Consider the following 20415-nt stretch of genomic DNA (forward strand, 5'->3'; position numbering starts at 1 on the left):
CAACCGACCTGTCGTGTGGACAGCCAACCATCAGAAAAGATGCCGTTTTCATCGCAGTACCGACGTGGGATACAAGTTGTAACCGGTTTGGCCGGTTGTCGGGTAAAGCTGATCCGCCGAGGTGCCCGCCTGCTGCTGTTGAGGACGGCCTGTCGGAGCGGTTGGGCCCATCGGGCTCGGCGCGGAACCGTTCAAGTAATTACCCCATGAGGGGTTGGCATACGTGGCGGGCACCACCTGATTGTCCTGCGGCTGCTGAGTGCCGGGCTGCGATGTGGGGCCGTAATACCGATATGAATCGGTGCTGGGATAGACGGGGGCCTGCTGATTTTGGCCGGGCTGCACGGTCTGCCCTGGAACCATTGCACGGGAATCACCCCACAAACCGGCGCTCGGGCCATTGTACGCGGGATTTTGCTGCGGTGTCTGTAAGCCGACTGATCCCTGATAGGCAGGCTGGCTGCCGGGCACAGCGTTCGAGTAAGGTCCATAGTTCGACGGATTTCCGCCGATTGACTGAACCGGGCTGCCCGGAGACGAAAGTTGGCTCGTCGAATTGCCCCATGTGTTTTGCGGAGCTGCGCTGGAAACCGAAGACGCATGGCTGTACACGGAGCTTCCGGCTGTGGTGGAGGGCATATTCCATTGACTCGCCTGCGGATAGCCGGCGGCCGAAATGGAGTTCTGAACACGCGGAGACGTGGCGGGTTGCGCGAAGTCTGGGGCGTTCGGGCGGGATGCGATCACAGCACTGGGACCGACCGCTGCGCTGGGTGGTTGAAGCTCCACGGGAGTCGGCCAGGAGGCAGGAAGTGTGGCCGAGACTGGTTGGCCCCAAGAATTGTTGCTCGCGGTGAAGTCAGCGGCCGGTTGAGTTGGTGACGCGTTGGCACTTTGGGCGACCGGTTGGGAATTGAAATAGGGATTACGAACGATCTGGGCTGAACCGGCAGAAGACGCCGCGGCGGCTGCACTCGGAGCGATACTGCCATAGCCTTGCGACACGGGGCTCATCGGCGTGGCTGCGGGTGAGTTGGCGGCAAAACCAGCCGCGTTTGCCCAGGGAGTCGTGGAATTTCCCGAAGCATTCACGGGCGCAACGTCATACTGAGGAGTCATCTGCGTCTGAACGGGCGGCAGCGCTGGAGATGCCTGGGTGGCTTGCGGGTTTTCCCACGCCAGGATTGGCTGGCCCGCGGTCAGGGACGGTTGCGTGCTTGAAGTGTTCAGCGGGTTCTCCTGCGGACTTCCCCAACCATTGCCGGGTGGCAACTCAAATCCCAGCGGAGATCGCGTCACCAGATGAGAATCACCTGCCGCGCCAAACGGTTGGGCCTGAGTGGATTGAACGCTTTCGCTGGGCAGGCTGACAGAAGGCGGACTCCACGCAGGCGCTTCCGGGGCATCGGGACGCGGCACCGCCGTTTCCCATGCCTTGTTCGGGGCGTTGCTGGCGATCTCGGATTTCTTTCCGCGGCCAGCGATGAACCAGATCACGCCGAGCAGCAGAACCACGGCTACCCCCAATGCCAGACCGCGACGGATCGGGTCGGAAAAGAAGCTGACCGGGGTTGCACGAAACGGATAAGTGCTGTGCTCGGGAACCGACTCTTGTTCCCCACCAACATAGGGCAGCCGCGCCAGCACCCTCACAGTGCCTTGCGAAGGGGCGTCGTCCGTGTGGAGAGGCTTGTTCATGTGAATCCTCCAGGTTGTTGCCTGCCATCCGTCATTCCACCGGGACCGGTCGATGGACCGGCGCCAGTCAAGCAGACGGGAGATTGACTCTTGCTGCCGGTTACCATCGGTCGAAATTGGGCAAACCTTGAGGCTTTTTCTGAAAAAGCGGCTTTTTCGGGATGTGAGGGCGCTCAGCGGACAGTGGGCGCGGCCGGCTGCTTTGTCGGAATGGCTTTGGCACACGTTCGGAAAACATTCGCTCACTAATTTGCAGCAAAATTGCTGCAATGGATCCAAAAATGTGAAGTGATGCTGCCATATCTTGACGAGATTCTGGCGGCATAGTACGCTATATTTCAGCGAAACACGGTAGATTGGCATCACATCTTGCGCACAACTTCTCAGGACGAGACATGCCGGCAGGCCATCCAACCACCACGGTGCAGGAACGTCGGACGCAGCTTCTCGAGCTCATTCGGTCGCGTCGTTTTGCGACGCTCGACGAGCTTGCCGGCGCTCTGGGAGTATCCGAGTCCACAATCCGCCGGGATCTGGAATATCTGGAAAAGCAGGGTGATGCGAAACGGATTCATGGCGGGGCTTTGTACACGGGAAGTTCCCCCAAATTGCCCCATTTTGAAACCCGGCAGCCCATGCGGTGGGAACAGAAGCGGGCAATTGCACGAAAGGCCGTCGAGTTAATTTCGGCCGGGGATTCCGTCCTTCTTGATGGGGGAACCACAACCTACGAGGTTGCGCGGCTGTTACTGGGGATGCCGCTCCACGTGGTAACCAACTCTCTCCCCGTGGCAAATTTACTTGCTTCTGACCCCACCAGTGACCTAGTGTTTGTTGGTGGCAATGTGTGTCCCCGAACCGGGGTCACGCAGGGTCCGCAGGCCGATGCCATGATCGCCTCGCTCCGCGTCCGCAAGGCTATTTTGAGTGTGGCGTCGGCCGATGAGGAAGGGTTTTTCAACAACAACCTTTTGCTTGTGGAGACCGAGCGGGCGATGATGCGGGCGGCAGATGAGGTGATCATCGTCGCTGACAGCTCGAAGTTCGGATATCGCAGCCTTGCTCTTCTCTGCAAGCTGGAGGATGTCGATTACGTGGTGACGGATACGGAACTTCCCGAAGCATGGCGGGAAAGGCTGACATCTGCCGGGGTTCGGTTGATTCTTGCGTCGGTTGCTGAATCGGCAGAAGAGCCAGTGTTGCGCCCGGTTCTGGATGCTCCGACACAACTTTCTCCCGTTCCGACCAATAAGGTTTGAGAGCCATGGCACAGGCGCCTCCCATTGATCGCGCTCAGGTCGAAAAGATCGTCCGTGAGATTGTGGTGAAACTACTTGGCGGGCCGAAGGAAAGACCCGAAGTCGTGGTCACCATTTCTGCCCGGCACTGCCATCTCTCTCGGGAGCACATCGACATTCTTTTTGGCCCGGGTTACGAACTGAAGCCTTACAAATGGCTTTACCAGGAGGGTTTTTACGCGGCAGAGGAGACTGTGATGATTGTTGGTCCTCGGCGGCGGATGCTGCCGACGGTGCGGGTGCTCGGGCCTCCGCGTTCCAAGACCCAGGTGGAGCTCGCCTTTACGGACGCCATCTCGCTGGGGATTGATGCTCCGGTGCGATTGAGTGGCGATTTGAAAGGGACGCCGGGATGTGTGCTCGTGGGACCGGCGGGAAGTGTGGATCTCAAGGAGGGGGTCATTCGTGCGGCCCGACACGTGCACATGAATATCCGGGACGCTGAGTATTATGGCGTCAAGAACGGGGATGCCATGTGCCTGAGGATCGAATCTGGGCCGTGCACGACAGTGTTTGAAAACGTGATCGTGCGGGCTGATGAAACAAGTAAGCTTGAAGTCCACCTGGACACGGATGAGGGCAACGCGGCGGACATCGAGCACGCAACCCGGGTGGAGCTGTACAAACCCTGATACGGGCGGCAAGGCCAGGGAGGGTTGCCGGTCCATCGTGGCGATGTGTGTAGGGAATTCGGAAACGAAGGTGTGGTTTTTCAGTTTCGAGGTGGAGTGAACAGCAATGGCCAAACAAATGGAAGCTCTGGGAATGATTGAGACCAAGGGTTTTGTCACCCTGGTGGAAGCAACGGACGCCATGCTCAAGGCGGCGAACGTGCAGTTCTTGGGCTGGGACAAGGTCGGAAGCGGTCTGGTGAGCGTATTCGTCACCGGGGATGTCGCCGCGGTGAAGGCGGCCACCGATGCCGGTGCGGCTGCGGCAGCTCGGATCGGCGAGGTGGTCAGCGTCCAGGTCATCCCGCGACCGCACGATGACCTGTCGACGGTCCTTCCGGGAGGCGCCGGCAAGGGTGGTAAAACCGACTGATCGCGGCAAGTTGTGATGGCACGGAAACAACGGAAAGACACTCATTCGGCTAGCAACATAGGGGGATTAAGCGCCATGCAAGACGCAATTGGTCTGATTGAAACTCGTGGTTTGGTAGCGCTCGTTCAGGCTACAGACGCCATGGCGAAAGCGGCCAATGTGCAGATCGTCAAGCGTGTGCAGATTGGTGGTGGGTTGGTGACCACCATTGTGCGCGGCGATGTGGGCAGCGTGCGGGCTGCGGTGGAGGCCGGTGCCAACGCAGCGGCGCAGGTCGGGGAGTTGGTGGCCAGCCACATCATTCCTCGCCCGGCGGAAGGTGTGATCGCGGCCTATCTGACGTGAGCGAGGCAATCTGGCGGCCGGTCCCCGAGGCAGCGTGAGTGCCCGGCACTCCCGCCCGTTTGCCGTACGCGCCTCACACCCGGCATGGCCCCGCCAGCGCGAGACGTCCTGCAAACCGGGGAACGGAGAAGAGTGAGTTTGGCGGCGAGGGACACATTGGCACTGTGGCAGAACGGGAATTGTGAGGAGGTTGCAGGATGCATATCTTGGTGGCAAACATCGGAAGCACGAGCTTCAAGTACCGATTGTTCGACATGCAGACCGAGACCCAAATCGCTCGGGGCGGTGTCGAACGCATCGGAGCGCCGGAAAGTCGGTGTTTTGTGGAAATCAAGGGCCAGCGGTACGAATTGACGGCCCATGTTCCCGATCATGCCGCAGCGGTTCGCCAGTGCCTTGCCCAGCTCACCGATCCGCAGACCGGGTGTCTGAAAGACGCCCGTGAGGTAGCTGCCATCGGTTTCAAGGCTGTTCACGGAGGGCGGATCAGCGGGGTTCAACTGGTCACCGAAGAGGTGCTGGCCGCCATGGAGGAGATGGTGCCGGTCGCGCCGGCGCACAATCCTCCGTACATTCGGGCGATGCGGATTCTTCGGGAAAACCTTCCAGAGATTCCGCTGGTCGCGGCTTTTGAAACCGATTTTCACAGCACCATTCCGGATCACAACCGGTTCTACGCGGTACCCTACGAATGGGCGGAATGGGGCGTCAGGTGCTGGGGTTTTCACGGGGCCAGCCATCGCTACATCGCCACGCGGACGGCGGAAATTTTTGGACGGAACGATTTGCGGGTCATTTCCTGCCACCTCGGAGGTTCCAGTTCGGTCTGCGCCATCTCCGGTGGAAAAAGCGTCTTCACGAGTATGGGGATGAGTCCCCAGTCGGGGCTCCCCAACAATAACCGGGTCGGTGATTTCGACCCATTCGCGCTCCCCGTCATCATGAAACACACCGGGAAGTCCCTGGAGGAGATTCTCAACGTGCTGGCCACGCAGAGTGGTCTGCTGGGACTGAGCGGCGTGAGCACCGATCTGCGCGACATCATGGCGGCGGCTGCGGAAGGCAATCAACGTGCCCGACTGGCGGTGGACGTGTTCGTGGCGGCCATCCGCAAATATGTCGGTGCCTCTCTGGTGGAACTGGGCGGGGCCGACGTCCTGGTGTTCACGGGGGGCATCGGTGAAAACCAGCCGGAAATCCGCTCCGCAGTGTGCCGCAATCTGAGCGAATTGGGGATCGTGATCGACGAAGAAAAGAATTGCACGGCGCGCGGAGAATGCGAAATCAGTTCGCCGGCGGGTCGGGTCCGAATTTGGACCATCCCCACCAATGAAGAGTTGATCGTCGCCCGACAAGCAAAGGCCCTTTTAGAGTCACTGTAATGCTATGTTCTTAGCAAAGGTTACAGGGTCACTGGTTTCCACGCAGAAGGTGGACTCGATGGTGGGTCGCAAACTCCTTCTCGTGGAGCCGTATCGTGTGGATCCGCAAACGCGGAGCACGCTCGTGGCGACCGGCCGAACGTTCGTGGCGGTGGACACGGTGGGGGCGGGCGAGGGAGAAATGGTCCTCATTGTTCAGGGCTCCAGTGCCCGGCTCACGCCGGAGACCAAAAACCTTCCCGTGGACACCGTCATCATCGGGATCGTCGATCACGTCCATGTTGGGCAGCGCTGTATTTACAGCAAGCAACCGGAATCACCGGAATCCCAGGCGTAGGAAGACGGCCGGTTGATTCTGGGGAACGGACTCGCTGCGGATGGAGGCGACGGAGCGACGGGTTGATAGGTAAAAGGTATCAATTGTCGTTTTCGTTAGAGGTGTCAGCGGATTCGTGAAATAACTTGGGAGGCGTGAGGGGGATCACCCGCGCATGACCACCCCATGCCGGACTGTGGATAAGGAGTGAGATTATGCAGGTCAACGAAGCCCTGGTTCGTACGGTTGTCGAAGAGGTTCTCCAGCGTTTGAAGGGGAATGGAGTTCCCTCGGCACCGCCGCCGGTTGTCAAGCGGTATCAGGGCCGCTTCGGGCTGTTTACGGATGTGGACGATGCGGTCGCAGCGGCCGTCGAGGCGTTCGATATTCTCTCCCGCCGCACCCTTGAGGAGCGCAAACGACTCATCGACCATATTCGGCGCATTGCCATCGAGCAGTGCGTGGAGCTCGGCACGATGGAGATGGAAGAAACGAAGATCGGCCGGCTGGAACACAAAATTGAAAAACTCCGTGTTCTGGGAGAGAAGACGCCCGGCGTCGAGTTTCTTCGCAGTGAAGTGTTCAGCGGGGACCACGGTTTGACGGTCATCGAGCATGCACCCTTTGGGGTGATTGGCGCAGTGACTCCCGTGACGCACTCGCTGCCCACGCTGACGGGCAACGCCATCGCCATGATTGCGGCAGGCAACACGGTTGTCTTCAACCCGCATCCCAGTGGCAAGCGGGTCGCCGCCGAGGGGGTTCGCCGCTACAACCAGGCCATCTTCCGCGATTTGGGCATCGACAACGTGATGTGTGTCATTACCGAGCCCACAATCGAAACGGCCAACGCCATCTTCAAGCACCGGGATATCGCCCTCCTGTGTGTGACCGGTGGTCCGGGGGTGGCCCGGGCAGCGATGCAGCAGGCCAAACGGGCTATCGTGGCTGGTCCGGGGAATCCGCCGGTGGTGGTTGATGAGACCGCGGACCTGGATCGCGCAGCGCGGTGCATCATCAAGGGTGCTTCCTACGACAACAACCTCCTCTGCATCGCGGAGAAGGAAGTCTTCGCGGTGGAGAAGATTTTCGATCAGTTGATGACGGCCATGGAAAGGGCGGGAGCGGTTCGGCTCAACGCTGCCGAAATCGAGGCTCTCACGGCCAAAGCGATCACGTACGCGGGCGAAGGCGAACACCGGCATCCGGTCGGCGTGAAAGAATTCATCGGCCAGGATGCAGCCAAACTGGCGCGTGCCATTGGTAAGAAGATTCCCGATGACGTCGAACTTCTGTTCGGCGAAACGGACTTCTCCAATCCGTTTGTGCACGCCGAGCAGATGATGCCCTTTGTCCCGTTTGTGCGGTGCCGGGACGTCGACGAAGCCATTGAGCGGGCGCGGATTGCCGAGCACGGCTTCCGGCACACAGCGATCATCCATTCGCATGACGTGGTGAATATGACCAAAATGGGTCGAGCGCTGGACACCACAATTTTCGTGAAAAACGGACCGTGCATGGCCGGATTGGGCCTCGGTGGCGAAGGCTACATTTCGTACTCCATTGCTGGGCCGACGGGTGAAGGCATCACAACGCCCCTCACTTTCACCCGTGAACGCCGCTGCGCGATGATCGACAGTCTGCGAATCTTGGGCAAGTAAAAAGTCGCTACGGGTGAAACTTTGAGGTTGCATTCTGGGGATTGGGCCTTGCACCGATCAGAATTCAACACAAGCATTCGGAGCTGGGCCGTAACGGATTCGCCGGAAGGACGATACGGAATTCATGCTGGCAGGACGAGTGGTGGGTCATGCAACGTCGACGGTGAAGCATCCATCCATGAAAGGCTGGAAGCTGCTGCTGGTTCAGCCATTGGCAGCCGACGGTGTTTCGCCGGACGGCGACCCGGTTTTGGTGGTTGATCACCTGGGAGCAGGTCGAGGGGATCTGGTCATTGTCAGTTCCGATGGCAAACACACACAGACGATCATAGGAGATCCACATACTCCTGTGCGGTGGTCGGTGATTGGGATTGTGGACTGATGGCCAGCGGCGATTGGAATGCTCAACTGATCGAACAGGTCGTGCGTGAGGTCCTGGCCGCGCTTCAGCGGCGAATTGGGACGGAGCAGGGAGCGCGTGAGCAGACCCCTGCCGCACCATCCGGAGAAGTAGACTCGCAGCGCGACGCAGAACCGCGGTCTCAATCGGAAGCGAGCCAATTAGTCCGAAAAGAAAATCAACCGATGGAATCTGCCCGACCGCTGGCCAGGTTCGTTTCCACGCGGGATGGCGAGCTCGTTCTGTCGGACAGGGTGATCACCCTGGCCCAGGTGAGTGATCGGCTGGAGGGGATCCGGCGGGTGGTGGTTCCGATGGGAGCGGTGGTAACACCTGCCGTAAGAGATTTACTTCAGGACAAGGGGATTGCGGTGTTCCACGGGGGCGGCCAGAAGCCTGCCGAAAATGGCAATGTGTCACCTGCCGGGGCTCCCACAGTAGCAGTGTTATTAGTGACACAAAGGATCAATCCCCAGCAACTGGATAATCTATTACGCCCGGAGGGGATCACCGCGGAGTATGAAACATTGGATTGCCTCATCCGGGCGAGTGAAAGGGCAGCGGAGCTGTGCCGCAAACAGAGGCTGGTTGTCGTGATCACCCGACATGTGGCTGCCGAAGTGTGTCTGGCCAATCGGCAGCGGGGAGTGCGGGCGATTGCGGGACGGAATCCGCAGGAAGTGGCGGGCGATACGGCAGCGGTCGGTGCCAATGTTTTGGTGGCCGACCTGAACACAGGCTTGTTCAGCCTCAAGCGGATGATCCGTCAGTTTGTGGCATCGTCCCACGTTTGTCCGGAAATTTTCCGCGAAAAATTGGAACTCCAGTGAGGTGAGTTTTTTCGTCGGTGGGACAACCGCCGATCCGGTTAGAAAGGACACACGTCGTGAGAGTTGGAAAAGTGATTGGCACCGTCACTCTCAATCGCGCGCACCCGACCATGATCGGGGCGAGGTTCAAGCTCGTGGTGCCGCTGTCCCTGGAAATGCTACTGGGCGAACGTCCAGCCGACGCGGAAGAGCTGGTTCTGTATGACGAACTGGGTGCTCACGACGGATGTCTGGTGGCCTTCAGCGAGGGCCGCGAGGCAGCGCAGCCATTCGCAGAACCGAAGCCGGTAGACGCCTACCTGGCGGCAATCCTGGATCAGGTGGAGGTTTGTCCACTCCGGGAAGTGCTTCCGGTCTCGGCGGGTGAATGAAAGTCATCGGATGAGATCAGAATCCAGAAACGTAGTCAGCGCCTGATAAAAGCAGCCCGAAAATAAATTTGGCAGGTCGGAGGGTTGGAACGATGGCATCCCAGATGGATTCTCAGCAAAAGCCCAGGACAACCGCGCGTGGCGGCGGAACACCGCTGAACATTCAGCGACTGAAGCAGGAAATCTGCGAAATCGGCGACCGTCTATACAAGCGTGGTTTTGCTGCGGCAAACGATGGGAATATTTCGTACCGGATCAGCGAGAATCAGGTCCTGTGTACGCCCACGATGATTTGCAAGGGCTTCATGAAGCCTGAAGACCTCTGCATCGTGGACATGGAGGGCCGCCAGATTGCGGGCGTCCGAAAGGCCACGAGCGAAATTAAGCTCCATCTCGCTATCATGAAGGCTCGACCGGACATTCGAGCCGTGGTGCACTGCCATCCGCCGCACGCCACAGCCTTTGGCATCGCCCGGGAAGCGGTTCCGCTGTGCGTGCTTCCGGAAGTGGAAATCTTTCTGGGCGAAGTGCCGATCGCCAAATACGAGACGCCCGGCACGCAGGAATTCGCCAACACAATTCTCCCGTTTGTGGAGAAGTGCAACGTGATCATTCTGGCCAACCATGGCACCGTGAGCTTCGGCGACACGGTGGAAAAGGCCTACTGGTACACGGAGATCCTCGACGCGTACTGCCGGATGCTCATGCTGGCGAAGAGCCTGGGGCGAATCAACTATTTCACAGAACCCGAGGTCAAAGCCCTGCTGGATTTGAAACAGCGGTTGGGCTACAAAGATCCGCGTCTGGAGCTGGAAAACTGCGAACTCTGCGCCAATGACGTTTTTCGGGACAGCTGGCGGGAAAGCGGCGTCCGCCAGGAAGTGTTCCAGCCGCCTCGCTTTCGGTCAGGCCAAAGTGGCAGTTGCGGCGTCAATCCGCAGTTAAGTGAGGAAGAACGCGAGCAACTCGTCCAGCTCATTACCGATCGGGTGATGGAAATCCTCAAGTCGCAGTCCTAGGCTGAACGGCTTGGGTTTACCGTGGGGATCGGTTCTCCCATTGTTCCGAACATCCTGCGAAGACTGGGCCATCCTGAAATGGCCCTTTTTCTTTTCTACCGGTGAGCATTGCACCGACCGGTGTTGATTAGTTTGACCGTTTCCGGTTCGGCCGGTGGCCTGATTGGCGGAGTCGCACGAATTGGCAGGGATGATGGCGTCCGTGCGCTTGGACCGGGAAGTCGGGCTTCGGATCATAACGGATGAGTGACGGATCTCGGCTGTGTCTGTTATGAGACGTGAAGTCATAAAGAGAGAATTCGCGAACAGACGATGACGTTCTTGACTAGCAGGGCCGGGCAGGTATGCTAAGGGGGCAGTGATCGTTCCCTTGGAACAGGAGAGGCACGATGACCTGCCCCTCAGAAGTCGGCAAATGTTTTTCGAGACCCAGCTTACAAAACAGGTTTGCGGGAAGAGGCTTGGCAGGACTTGCGGGGGTGGGGCGGGTGGTTCTCGCTCTGGTTGCCGGGATGGCGATTCTCCTGCCAGCGCGTTTTGAGTTCCGGGCCTGCGCGGCCGAAACGGGCAATCCACCAAGTTATGAGCCGGCTCCTGTTCGCTGTCTCATCGTGACGGGCGAAGATTATCCCGGCCATAAATGGCAGGAGACAACACCTGTCCTGAAAAAGCTCCTGGAGGCACGCGGTGATATTGCCGTGGATGTGGCAGAGGAACTGAGCGTTCTGCGCACCGAGAAACCTTTTCAATATCAGGTGCTCGTTCTCCATTTCAAAAACTACGATCCTGACGTTCCGGGTCGGAAGGGGTTGAAGACGCTGGAGCGCTTTGTGCAGCAGGGTGGGGGATTGGTGCTCGTCCACTTTGCCTGCGGGGCATTCCAGGAATTCAAGGAAGATTTCGTTAAACTTGTCGGACGGGTTTGGGATCCCCAGCTTCGCGGACACGATCCCTACGGCACTTTCAGGGTGCGCATCGTGGATCGAGAACATCCCATCACTCGCGGGCTTCAGGATTTCGATACCGTCGATGAGCTCTACACGTGTTTGGCGGGAGACATCCCGATTCATGTTCTGGCCGTTGCCCGCTCTAAAGTGGATGGAAAAGATTATCCCATGGCTTTTGTGCTCCAGGTGGGCAAAGGGCGGGTTTTTCACTGTGTGCTGGGGCACGACGTGAAGGCATTCCAGAGTGAGGGCTTGCAAACGCTGTATCGGCAGGCGTGTCTGTGGTGTGGGGGACGGCTTGGCGAAACTTCGCGGGTGAATCCCCGGGAAGGGCGGTGAATCATCGTCGGCCAAGCCGTCACATTGCGGTCTTCGATGGATTGGTGGAGATTGTAACGGGCGAGGTGGTGTATGCAGATCAGCTTTCATACCGATGCGTTTAATTCAGCGTACTGGGATTTTGAGAAGTGTTTGGCCTGGGCAGAGGCCCATGATGTCCATTACATCGAATGTGGTGTGATCGATGGTGCCAGTTGGATCCACGGATTAGGGTATCAACCCCATGTGGCCCTGTACCAGGATCCGCTGCTTTTGCGGCGAAAAATGGAGAATTACGGCGTTCGGTTTTCCCAGATTGACGCTGCCTTTCCGCTTTCCGGCCGCGAGGGGCTTTTTTACGGTGTGGCCTACGTGCTGAAAAGTATCCCCTGGGCGAAACATGCTGGGTGTCCGCGGATTGCCACGACCGATGGTCTTCACCGGCCCCCGGATATGTCCGACGAAGAGGCCATGGCCCTCATGAAGCGCTGTTACGAACAAATCGTCGAGGTCGCCGAGGCCTACGAAATCACCGTGAATATTGAAGTCCACGGCTATTTCACGACCAATCCCGATCGCCTGGCGGAAATGCTTGCCTTTTGTGACAGTCCGTTCTTGCGTCTCAATTTGGATACAGGAAATTCGTTTATTGCAGGCCGGGACCCGGTGGAGTTCTGTCGTCGTTTCCTCGATAAGATCAATCACGTTCATGTCAAGGATGTCAGCCCGTCGTTGGCAGCAGCCGTGCGGGGGCAGGAAACGGGAATCGCGGTGAGCCATTGTGCGATTGGGGACGGCGTCAACGCCGAGAACATTCGCCAGGTGCTGACCATCCTGCGCGACAGCGGTTACAATGGGCCGCTGAGCATGGAGTGCGAAGGACAGGGAGGTCCCATGATCGAACGATCCCTCCGCTGGTTGCGGAGTACGCTTCAGCAGCTCGGAATTTCCGAGGAAAAATAGCCGGCGATAGGGAGGCTGTCCCGCGATGTGTTCTTGCGAGGGATAACACCGACGCGCGCGAGCAAGCGGAACCTCCAACATTCGATGGGCTGACGATGTACATCCTGCGGTGATGATGTCGGCGGGGCGAGCTCGGTTATGTGTTTGAGTGTTCTCTCCGTTTGAGTGTTCTCTCCGGCGGAGCGTGAATAGAGTTGCGGATCGGACCGCGCAGGTGATTCAACGAAGGAGGATCTTCATCATGACTCGCAATTCCAGGAGCGGGAATTCGGCATGGTCACGTCGGGAGTTTTTGGCCAGGACGGGAGCAACAGCAGCGGCTGTTCTTGGCGGGCTTGAGATGAGTCGCGCTGCCCACGCGGCAGGAAGCGACATTATTAAGGTGGGGATGATCGGCTGTGGGGGCCGATGTTCCGGGGCGGCAGCGCAGGCACTCAATACCGGGCCGGATGTGCGACTCGTGGCCATGTGTGACATCTTCGAAAGCAAAGTGAAAGCGGCCCGGGAAAATCTCAAAAAAATCCATCCTGATAAGGTGATCGTGGATGACGACCACTGTTTTGTGGGGCTGGACGGCTACAAAAAAGTCATCGAGGCTTCTGACGTCGTTCTCATCGCCTGCGCCTCCAAGTTCCATCCCATGTATTCGGAAGAGGCCATCAAGGCGGGAAAACACGTGTTCGTGGAAAAACCCCACGGTATCGATCCAGTCGGTGTCCGCCGGATGCAGGCGGCCTGCGATCTGGCCAAAGAGAAGGGGCTGAGTATCGTCTCCGGATTGCAGAGCCGATTCGATTTCGGCTGGCAGGAGTGCATGAAGCGAATCCACGATGGCATGATCGGTGACATCGTCGCCATTCAGGCCATGTTCCTGCGCGGTCCTTACCAGGTGATGAGCCGGAAACCTGAACACACGGAGTTGCAATTCCAGTTCTGGAACTGGTACCACTTCTGCTGGCTCTCGGGTGATGATGTGCCGCAATCGCTGGTTCACAACATGGATCGGGTGACCTGGGCACTTAAGGAAGAGATGCCGGAGTGGTGCTTCGGACTTGGCGGCCGGTCCGCCTCCTTTGGGGAAGGCCTGGGTGACATGTATGACCACGCCACGGTGGTCTATGAATACAAGAGCGGGGCACGGGTGTACGCCATGTGCCGCACGCAGAATGGCTGTTACGGCAACAGCAGCGATATCATCATGGGCACCAAGGGCACATGCTATCTGGGACAGAAAAGGATTGTCGGGGAGACAAACTGGCAATACCAAGGGCCCCCCAATGATCCTTATCAGACCGAACAGCAGGCCCTCTTCGATTCCATTCGCAAGGGCCAGCCGATCAACAGCGGCTACCATATGGCCCGTAGCACCATGGTCACCGTGCTGGGCCAATTGGCCGTGTATACAGGGCAGGCCATGCAATTTGAGGAAGTGGCCAAAATGGACTTCCAGTATCGGCCGGCTCCGGAAGAGACGCGGATGGATATGGAGCCTCCCACGCTGCCGGACAGCACGGGCAACTACCCGTTGCCGAAGCCGGGTATCAGCAGCCTGGAGTGGATCGCCGGGCCCCGCCGCCCGTGAAAACCGGACTGTGATCCTGCGGAAGTCACCCACCGTTCCCCACGATTGGAGAAAGCCGGCGGTGTTTGGGTTTGTCGATCACAAAAGAGGGTGCAATACAAGCCAAGATGGACGATAGAAACCCCCGCAAGGGTGACCGGTTGGCGGCTCCCTATGTACTTCGGTCGGGTCGGCCCTCGTAAGGTGGGACCCGCGGCCATTTCCTGTCGTTAAACAGACAAAGGCTCACGCGGCCCCTCCGATGCCGGCCCACCGCCGATCGGAGCTGTTTGCGTTGGAACTTCCTTTGGCGACTGAGCATCGGAAGGGACCTGCTTGTCAAGTCCGTTTTTTCCAACGACACCCGCTTGTCGGGGCCGATGAACACCGATTGATGATCCACGCTTCCTTATCGGGCATGACAAGCGTCCCCCGCCATTCCGGAGGGACCTGTTGCGCCGAAGGTCTTGTTTTTGTGCCCTCAACACGGCAGAATGGGACCACGTGCTGGGTTGAAGATTCAGGGGGCGGTGTTCATATGCTTGCGAAGCTGCAGACATTTACCCTTGTCGGAATTGATGCACTGCCGGTGGTGGTGGAGGTTGATGTTTCGCCCACCGGCCTGGCCAAGACCGTGATGGTGGGATTGCCCGAGGCAGCTGTCCGGGAAAGCACTCATCGCGTCGAACGGGCGATTGTGAATTCAGGATTTCAACGGGCCAACACGCGCACGGTCATCAATTTGGCTCCGGCGGATGTCCCCAAAGAGGCGGCTTCGTTTGACCTGCCGATCGCTCTGGGAATTCTGGCGGCCAGCGGTCAGATGGCCATGGAAAAGCTTACCGAGTACGCAGTGGTGGGAGAGCTGGCGCTGGATGGCACACTCCGCAGTGTCCGAGGGGCTCTCAGCATGGCCATGCGGCTGGCGAAAGATGGGCAGTGCCGCGGCCTTATCGTGCCTGCCCACAATGCTCCCGAGGCGGCGATCGTGGAGGAGATCGAAGTAATCCCGGTGTCCTCGTTAACACAGGCGGCGGCGTTTTTGTGCGGAGAAGTGGAAATCCCACCCCATCCTTCAAGATTGGAAGAGCTCTTCCAGAAGACAGCCACCTACGAGGAAGATCTGGCGGACGTCAAGGGACAGGAGATGGCCAAACGGGCTTTGGTGGTGGCCGCGGCAGGAGGGCACAATTTGCTCATGATCGGGCCGCCCGGTTCCGGCAAGACCATGCTGGCCAAGCGTTTGCCGACCATCCTGCCGGAGTTAACCCCGGCGGAATCCATCGAAACCACACGGATTTACAGCGCAATTGGCAAGGTGAATCCGCAGCAACCTCTTCTGGCGACGCGGCCGTTTCGCGCTCCACACCACACAATCAGCGATGCGGGCCTGGTGGGTGGCGGTTCCGTTCCGGGGCCTGGGGAAATTAGTCTGGCCCACAATGGCGTCCTGTTTTTGGATGAGTTACCGGAGTTCAATCGGCGAACCCTCGAAGTCCTGCGGCAGCCTTTGGAAGACCGCTCGGTGACGATCGCTCGAGCCAATGTCACCTCCACGTTTCCCGCCAATTTCATGCTGGTGGCGGCCCTCAATCCCTGTCCGTGCGGCTATCGGAATGATCCCCGTCGTCCCTGTCACTGTACTGTGCCGCAGATTGAACGGTACATGTCGAAGATCAGCGGCCCACTTCTCGACCGTATTGACATTCATTTGGAGGTGCCAGCCGTCCCGTTTCAGGAGTTGATGGTCCAACGCCAGGGGATGACCAGCGCCGAGGCTCGGCAGCTTGTGACCCAGGCCCGAGCGATCCAGACGAAGCGTTTTTCTGGCACTCGAACGCGGTGTAACGCGGAGATGACCCATCAGCAAATTCGCCGATTTTGTCGCCTCAATCAGGCGTCGCGGTCGCTTCTCCAGGCGGCGATGACGGAACTCGGGCTTTCCGCCCGGGCACACGACAAGATCCTCCGCGTCGCCCGGACCATCGCCGACCTGGATGGTGCCGACGAAATCAGTGAAATGCATATCAGCGAGGCGATTCAGTACCGGATGCTGGATCGACAGTTCTTCAAGTAGCCGGAGGATTTCGAGCGCGGCGTCCCGGAATCTTGAGCGGGAACTGTTCCTCAGGTGCTTTTCTTGAGGATCCACCTGCGTGTTTGACTTCAGCGGGCACGAAAAGCGTGTTCGTTGAAGTTTACGGAGAGACCTGCCCGCCAGGTCCGCATTCTAACCTTCGATCATCCATTTTCCTGACCGCGTTTCGTCTGCTTGGTTCGGTTCCCGGTTAAATGTAGGGGTAATTCGTGAGTTGCCTTCGGCCCAGGCAGCCTTCGCCTCTCTCTGATGTTAAAAGAGTGGCAATAAGGCGGGCTTGTGGCGGAGTAGTCCGCTTTTTGAAAAAAGACAACGGCTGGTATAATTGAAAAATCGCCAGGGGCGAACCGTTTCATTTCTTTTTGCCTCTATTGAATGGGGCTTTTTCTCAGGAAAGTGGGATCAGCACCGCGGCGGATCGGCTGCCATCGAGATGTGAAAACCACCCCCATGAACCAACCCGACACGGAGGAACCCTCCAACCAACGGACCAGCGTTTGGAGTTCTCGCCCGTACCGCATCTACGCCCCCAGTTGGTTCGCTATGGTTTTGGCGAACCAAATTGAAATGGTGACGCTGGGGATCTACCTCTACACAAGGACGCAGGATCCGATGTCGCTGGGTTGGCTGGGGCTTGCCCGCGCGCTGCCGGTCGTCCTGCTTGCGCCTGGCGGTGGCCATCTTGCGGATCGCTTCAACCGGCAGCGGCTATTTGCGTTGACGCTATTGGTGCAGGCACTATGCGGTGCGGTGCTGGCCTTAGCGGCCCTCCGTAACACTGCTTTAACATGGGTGTACGCGGTCATCGTGCTGGAAGCGGCCACCGGGGCAATGGGGACGCCGGCGCGGGCCGCGCTTCTTCCCCTTCTCGTCCCGGCCTCTCAGTTCAGCAAAGCGGTGGCCTGGAACAGCAGTATTTTCCAGTTGGGAACCATGATCGGGCCCGCCCTGGGAGGGGTCATTCTCGGCAAAACCAACAATTTTGCGCTGGTTCTGCTCCTGGTGGCGGCTGCCCGCGCCATCGCTCTGATAGGAATTCTGCTTTTACGTCCGCGACCTCAAATGCGGGAAAGTAGTGGGCGTTCCGCTCAGGAGGAAATCTGGGAGGGGCTCAAGTTCGTGTGGCGGCATAAGCCAATTTTTGGTGCCATCAGCCTGGATCTGTTCGCTGTCCTTTTGGGTGGTGTGACCTATATTTTGCCAATCTTTGCAGAGGATATCCTAAAAGTCGGGGCCACGGGTTTGGGATTCCTCCGCTCGGCGGAGGCGTTGGGGGCGATTACGATGGCCATGATTCTCGCCCATGCGCCCCCCATGCGTCATGCCGGCCGAAATATGCTACTGGCGGTGACCGGGTTCGGACTGGCGACGATCATTTTTGCGCTCTCGCGCAACTTCTGGCTGTCGTTCGCTATGATGTTTCTGATCGGGGCACTGGACAACATCAGCGTGGTGGTGCGGCACACACTCGTGCAGATGCTTACCCCCGACCACATGCGCGGACGCGTTTCCGCGGTCAACAGTGTGTTCATCGTGCTTTCCAATGATCTTGGAGGTCTGGAATCGGGTGTGACGGCGAAACTCTTCGGGGCGGTCGGATCGGCGATTCTTGGGGGTACCGGCGCCATTCTGGCGGTGCTCGTGGCACTCAAGTTGTGGCCGGAGCTGGCCCGAATTGGTCGCCTGGACGAAGTGCAGGCGTTAGATGAATTTCCGGGTCCTTCGGCAGTAGAGAGCCGCGTCAATGTGGCAACGGGCACGTCTTCCGCCCCCCTGGTTTCCGCGAATTCCCAGTGGTGCGCAATTGATGCGCACATGAAGGACAATCCGGAAGGTCCCATGGCGGCACCGCGGCCATAAATCCTCGTCACAGTCGTGTGCCAGGTGGGCGGGGAGGTGTTTTCGCTGGGGCGATGGAGCCATTCCTACCGTCAATTCTTGCCAATGGGCTAGTCGTACAGCGCTTTTCGTTGGGGCTGTGAGATTGGATCGACGGACATTCCGCCGAACCCTGGGGCGGAGAATGCTTGTCTAGATAAAAGACAGCCTAAATGGATAGAAAAAGCCGTTTTGCGGATGGGCTGTAAGGGTAAAAAACTGGCTCAACGGTCGTTTTGTCACGGTGGCGTTTACGCATGTGGGATTGTGGTATGGTATAATCACAGAGTTGGTCATGTTTCACGTCGTCCCCGCTCTGTCGCGTTGAGGACACATCCTTTAGATGGTCATACCTCCCTCGTTGAACGCCTTTCGGCGTTGGGACGTAGGACCGAAATGGCAATCGGGAAGCCCGATTCCGCGGGGCGATTGCAAGGGAGATGAGTAATGCGTATCGCGATCGGCAGTGACCATCGCGGCTCTACATTACGGCACCGATTGATTATCTTTCTGCAGCATCTTGGGCAGGAAGTGGTGGATGTCGGTGTCGACTCGAACAACGGCGTGGACTACCCCGAGGTTGGGGCGGAAGTGGCCCGCCGGGTAGCGTGCCACGAAGTGGATCGGGGCATCCTCATCTCTGCTACTGGTGTTGGGATGGCGATCGTGGCGAACAAGTTTCCCGGTGTCCGGGCAGCGCCATGCTTTGACGAATTGACCGCAGAGATAGGGCGAAGACATAACGACCTCAACGTCCTCTGCCTTCCCGCCGACTTCTTGACGGAATCGCTGGCCGACCGCCTTGTGGAAATTTGGCTCCGCACGGAATTCGAAGGAGGTCGGCATGCCCGGCGACTGAATAAGGTGGCGCGACTGGAGATGGCACGGCGCCATTGCTAACCACAGGATGGAGATTCATCGACGGGAGCCGTCGCCAGTACCACCTCTCCTCGGTACGAAAAACGTGGGTTCAGTGCGGGGCGCGGAAACGCCGGTGCGGATGGTGGGAATTACGCGGTCTCACGGTTGCGTCACTTCGGCGGAGGTACTTTCCCCAGCTCTCTCGTTACCTGCCGATAGACGGTTGAGCCAGGACTTCATCCAGTCAGGTGCGTGGTGATAGGTGTGGGGAATGCCCGGCAGGGGAATGTTGGCAAAGTCGTATTGTTTCCCACCGAAGAAGTTGAGGGCGTAGTAGGCGATCAACAATCCCCCGATTCCACCCAGCACAATGCCCACAATTTCGCCCAGCAGCGATTTCTGTGGCCTGCCTTTGCGAACCCGCTCGCGGTAGTCAAGCTGTTTTTCGTCGGTTTCCAGCTTTGGAAAAGCCACGGCCTCTGCGGATGGTTCGCTCTCCAGAGAGCCTGTGATCGCCTCAAAATCCGCGGCCTGGTCCTCTGAACGGAGGGATTTCAGGTACAGTCGGGTGATCCACCGAGCGGCTGCCAGTCCCAAGGGTTCCCCAGTTTGCTGGACGACCAATTCATTGAGCGGGACCCACTGGTCGGTGTCCGGCAACCTGACCAAAAGGACCTCGTCTTCTGTTTTCGCCTCGGCCTGTGCTTCCGCGGCGCTGCCTTCTTCGGTCGAAGGTGCCGCCGCTTCGGGCAATTCGCAGGTTGCCACAGTTTCCTCAGTAGTTTGATCCTCGGGTGGCAGAAGATCTTGTGGCCCTTCAGGACTGGAAGCGGTCTCCGGTGCGACGGTTGAGATGGTTTCCACTTCGGCGGTGCTATCATTCAACTCGTCGTCAGGCCGGCGGCTCTGTTCTTGCGGCTCGGACTCTGGCTCGTCGGTGGTGGAAACGAGCCGATAATCCTTGGAGGTCGGCAGATCGAGCAGCTCGTCCTCGGGCAATTCGAAAACTTCTTCCTCCACGGCCTCAGTGGTTTCTGCGGCTTCAGAAGATGGTTCTTCGATTTCCTGCGGGTTGGGAAACTCACCGGTTTTCGCCGTCTCGAAGGAAGAGACCATATCCGCCGGAGCAGGCGATCTCTCTGCTGCTTCTTGCTGTTTCAGGATCGAGGTGTCAGAACCTGTTTCGGTTCCGGCCTCGGTGAAGTCAAAAACCTCGCTCTCGCGATGGGTTTCATTTTGAGATGACTGCCTGTCCGGGAGAGATGGCGATTCACCTTCTCGCCGAGGAGTTGTCTGATCGGAACTGGCCATCCTCGCACCGCCTCCACGGGAAAAACGTTACCATGTTCCGCGTGACTGTCGTTCAGCACCGGCTCACAATTTGAGTATAACTTCCCCGACTCCTTTCTGGTAATCCGAAGGTGC

Annotated in this window: 19 protein-coding genes; 17 read left to right on the plus strand and 2 right to left on the minus strand. The window is 58.5% G+C overall.

The annotated features are described in order from the left end of the window. Positions 1–48: 48 nt before the first annotated feature. A complete protein-coding gene (locus THTE_RS04900; RefSeq protein ID WP_095414384.1) occupies positions 49–1698 on the minus strand; it encodes a polyadenylate binding domain-containing protein in 1650 nt (549 codons plus the stop codon). 395 nt (positions 1699–2093) lie between these two features. Here THTE_RS04900 and THTE_RS04905 point away from each other — a divergent pair, with 395 nt between their 5' ends. From THTE_RS04905 to rpiB, 17 genes are all read left to right on the plus strand, one after another. Further along, positions 2094–2957, plus strand: a complete 864-nt coding sequence (locus tag THTE_RS04905) for a DeoR/GlpR family DNA-binding transcription regulator (RefSeq protein WP_095414385.1) — start codon at positions 2094–2096, stop codon at positions 2955–2957. 5 nt (positions 2958–2962) lie between these two features. Beyond that, on the plus strand, positions 2963–3628 hold the full coding sequence (pduL, locus tag THTE_RS04910; protein WP_095414386.1) for a phosphate propanoyltransferase: 666 nt from the start codon (positions 2963–2965) through the stop codon (positions 3626–3628). A gap of 106 nt (positions 3629–3734) precedes the next feature. Further along, positions 3735–4040 carry a BMC domain-containing protein gene (locus THTE_RS04915; protein WP_095414387.1) on the plus strand — a complete coding sequence of 102 codons (306 nt, stop codon included), beginning with the start codon at positions 3735–3737 and terminating at the stop codon, positions 4038–4040. A 75-nt stretch (positions 4041–4115) separates the two neighbouring features. Next, positions 4116–4385 carry a BMC domain-containing protein gene (locus tag THTE_RS04920; protein WP_095414388.1) on the plus strand — a complete coding sequence of 90 codons (270 nt, stop codon included), beginning with the start codon at positions 4116–4118 and terminating at the stop codon, positions 4383–4385. 197 nt (positions 4386–4582) lie between these two features. Next, positions 4583–5767 carry an acetate/propionate family kinase gene (locus THTE_RS04925; protein WP_095414389.1) on the plus strand — a complete coding sequence of 395 codons (1185 nt, stop codon included), beginning with the start codon at positions 4583–4585 and terminating at the stop codon, positions 5765–5767. A 4-nt stretch (positions 5768–5771) separates the two neighbouring features. Continuing rightward, positions 5772–6104: a EutN/CcmL family microcompartment protein gene (locus THTE_RS04930; protein ID WP_095414390.1), complete on the plus strand. Its 333-nt coding sequence runs from the start codon at positions 5772–5774 to the stop codon at positions 6102–6104. Between the two features lie 194 nt (positions 6105–6298). After that, positions 6299–7744 carry an aldehyde dehydrogenase family protein gene (locus THTE_RS04935; RefSeq protein WP_095414391.1) on the plus strand — a complete coding sequence of 482 codons (1446 nt, stop codon included), beginning with the start codon at positions 6299–6301 and terminating at the stop codon, positions 7742–7744. Between the two features lie 124 nt (positions 7745–7868). Continuing rightward, complete coding sequence (locus THTE_RS04940; RefSeq protein ID WP_095414392.1) at positions 7869–8126, plus strand: EutN/CcmL family microcompartment protein; 258 nt, start codon at positions 7869–7871, stop codon at positions 8124–8126. Further along, on the plus strand, positions 8126–8974 hold the full coding sequence (locus THTE_RS04945) for a hypothetical protein (RefSeq protein WP_095414393.1): 849 nt from the start codon (positions 8126–8128) through the stop codon (positions 8972–8974). Before THTE_RS04940 ends, THTE_RS04945 begins: the two co-directional genes overlap by 1 nt. Positions 8975–9030: 56 nt before the next feature. Beyond that, entirely contained in the window at positions 9031–9345 is a 315-nt protein-coding gene (locus THTE_RS04950; RefSeq protein ID WP_095414394.1) for a EutN/CcmL family microcompartment protein, read from the plus strand. Positions 9346–9449: 104 nt separating this feature from the next. Further along, on the plus strand, positions 9450–10364 hold the full coding sequence (locus tag THTE_RS04955) for a class II aldolase/adducin family protein (protein ID WP_095416773.1): 915 nt from the start codon (positions 9450–9452) through the stop codon (positions 10362–10364). A 461-nt stretch (positions 10365–10825) separates the two neighbouring features. Next, a complete protein-coding gene (locus THTE_RS04960) occupies positions 10826–11650 on the plus strand; it encodes a ThuA domain-containing protein (RefSeq protein WP_157731765.1) in 825 nt (274 codons plus the stop codon). A gap of 72 nt (positions 11651–11722) precedes the next feature. Next, the gene (locus THTE_RS04965; protein WP_095414396.1) at positions 11723–12592 is read left to right on the plus strand and encodes a sugar phosphate isomerase/epimerase family protein; all 870 of its coding nucleotides are present in this window, start codon (positions 11723–11725) and stop codon (positions 12590–12592) included. Between the two features lie 241 nt (positions 12593–12833). After that, entirely contained in the window at positions 12834–14174 is a 1341-nt protein-coding gene (locus THTE_RS04970) for a Gfo/Idh/MocA family oxidoreductase (RefSeq protein WP_095414397.1), read from the plus strand. A gap of 517 nt (positions 14175–14691) precedes the next feature. Then, positions 14692–16230, plus strand: a complete 1539-nt coding sequence (locus tag THTE_RS04975; RefSeq protein ID WP_095414398.1) for a YifB family Mg chelatase-like AAA ATPase — start codon at positions 14692–14694, stop codon at positions 16228–16230. A gap of 471 nt (positions 16231–16701) precedes the next feature. Continuing rightward, on the plus strand, positions 16702–18111 hold the full coding sequence (locus THTE_RS04980) for an MFS transporter (RefSeq protein WP_157731767.1): 1410 nt from the start codon (positions 16702–16704) through the stop codon (positions 18109–18111). Positions 18112–18576: 465 nt separating this feature from the next. Continuing rightward, positions 18577–19029, plus strand: coding sequence for a ribose 5-phosphate isomerase B (rpiB, locus tag THTE_RS04985; RefSeq protein ID WP_095414400.1), 453 nt, complete (start codon positions 18577–18579; stop codon positions 19027–19029). 120 nt (positions 19030–19149) lie between these two features. On the opposite strand, the gene THTE_RS04990 is transcribed toward rpiB, so the two are convergent. Then, entirely contained in the window at positions 19150–20301 is a 1152-nt protein-coding gene (locus tag THTE_RS04990; RefSeq protein ID WP_095414401.1) for a hypothetical protein, read from the minus strand. Positions 20302–20415 lie beyond the last annotated feature (114 nt).

Source organism: Thermogutta terrifontis (genome assembly GCF_002277955.1).
GTDB classification, from domain to species: domain Bacteria; phylum Planctomycetota; class Planctomycetia; order Pirellulales; family Thermoguttaceae; genus Thermogutta; species Thermogutta terrifontis.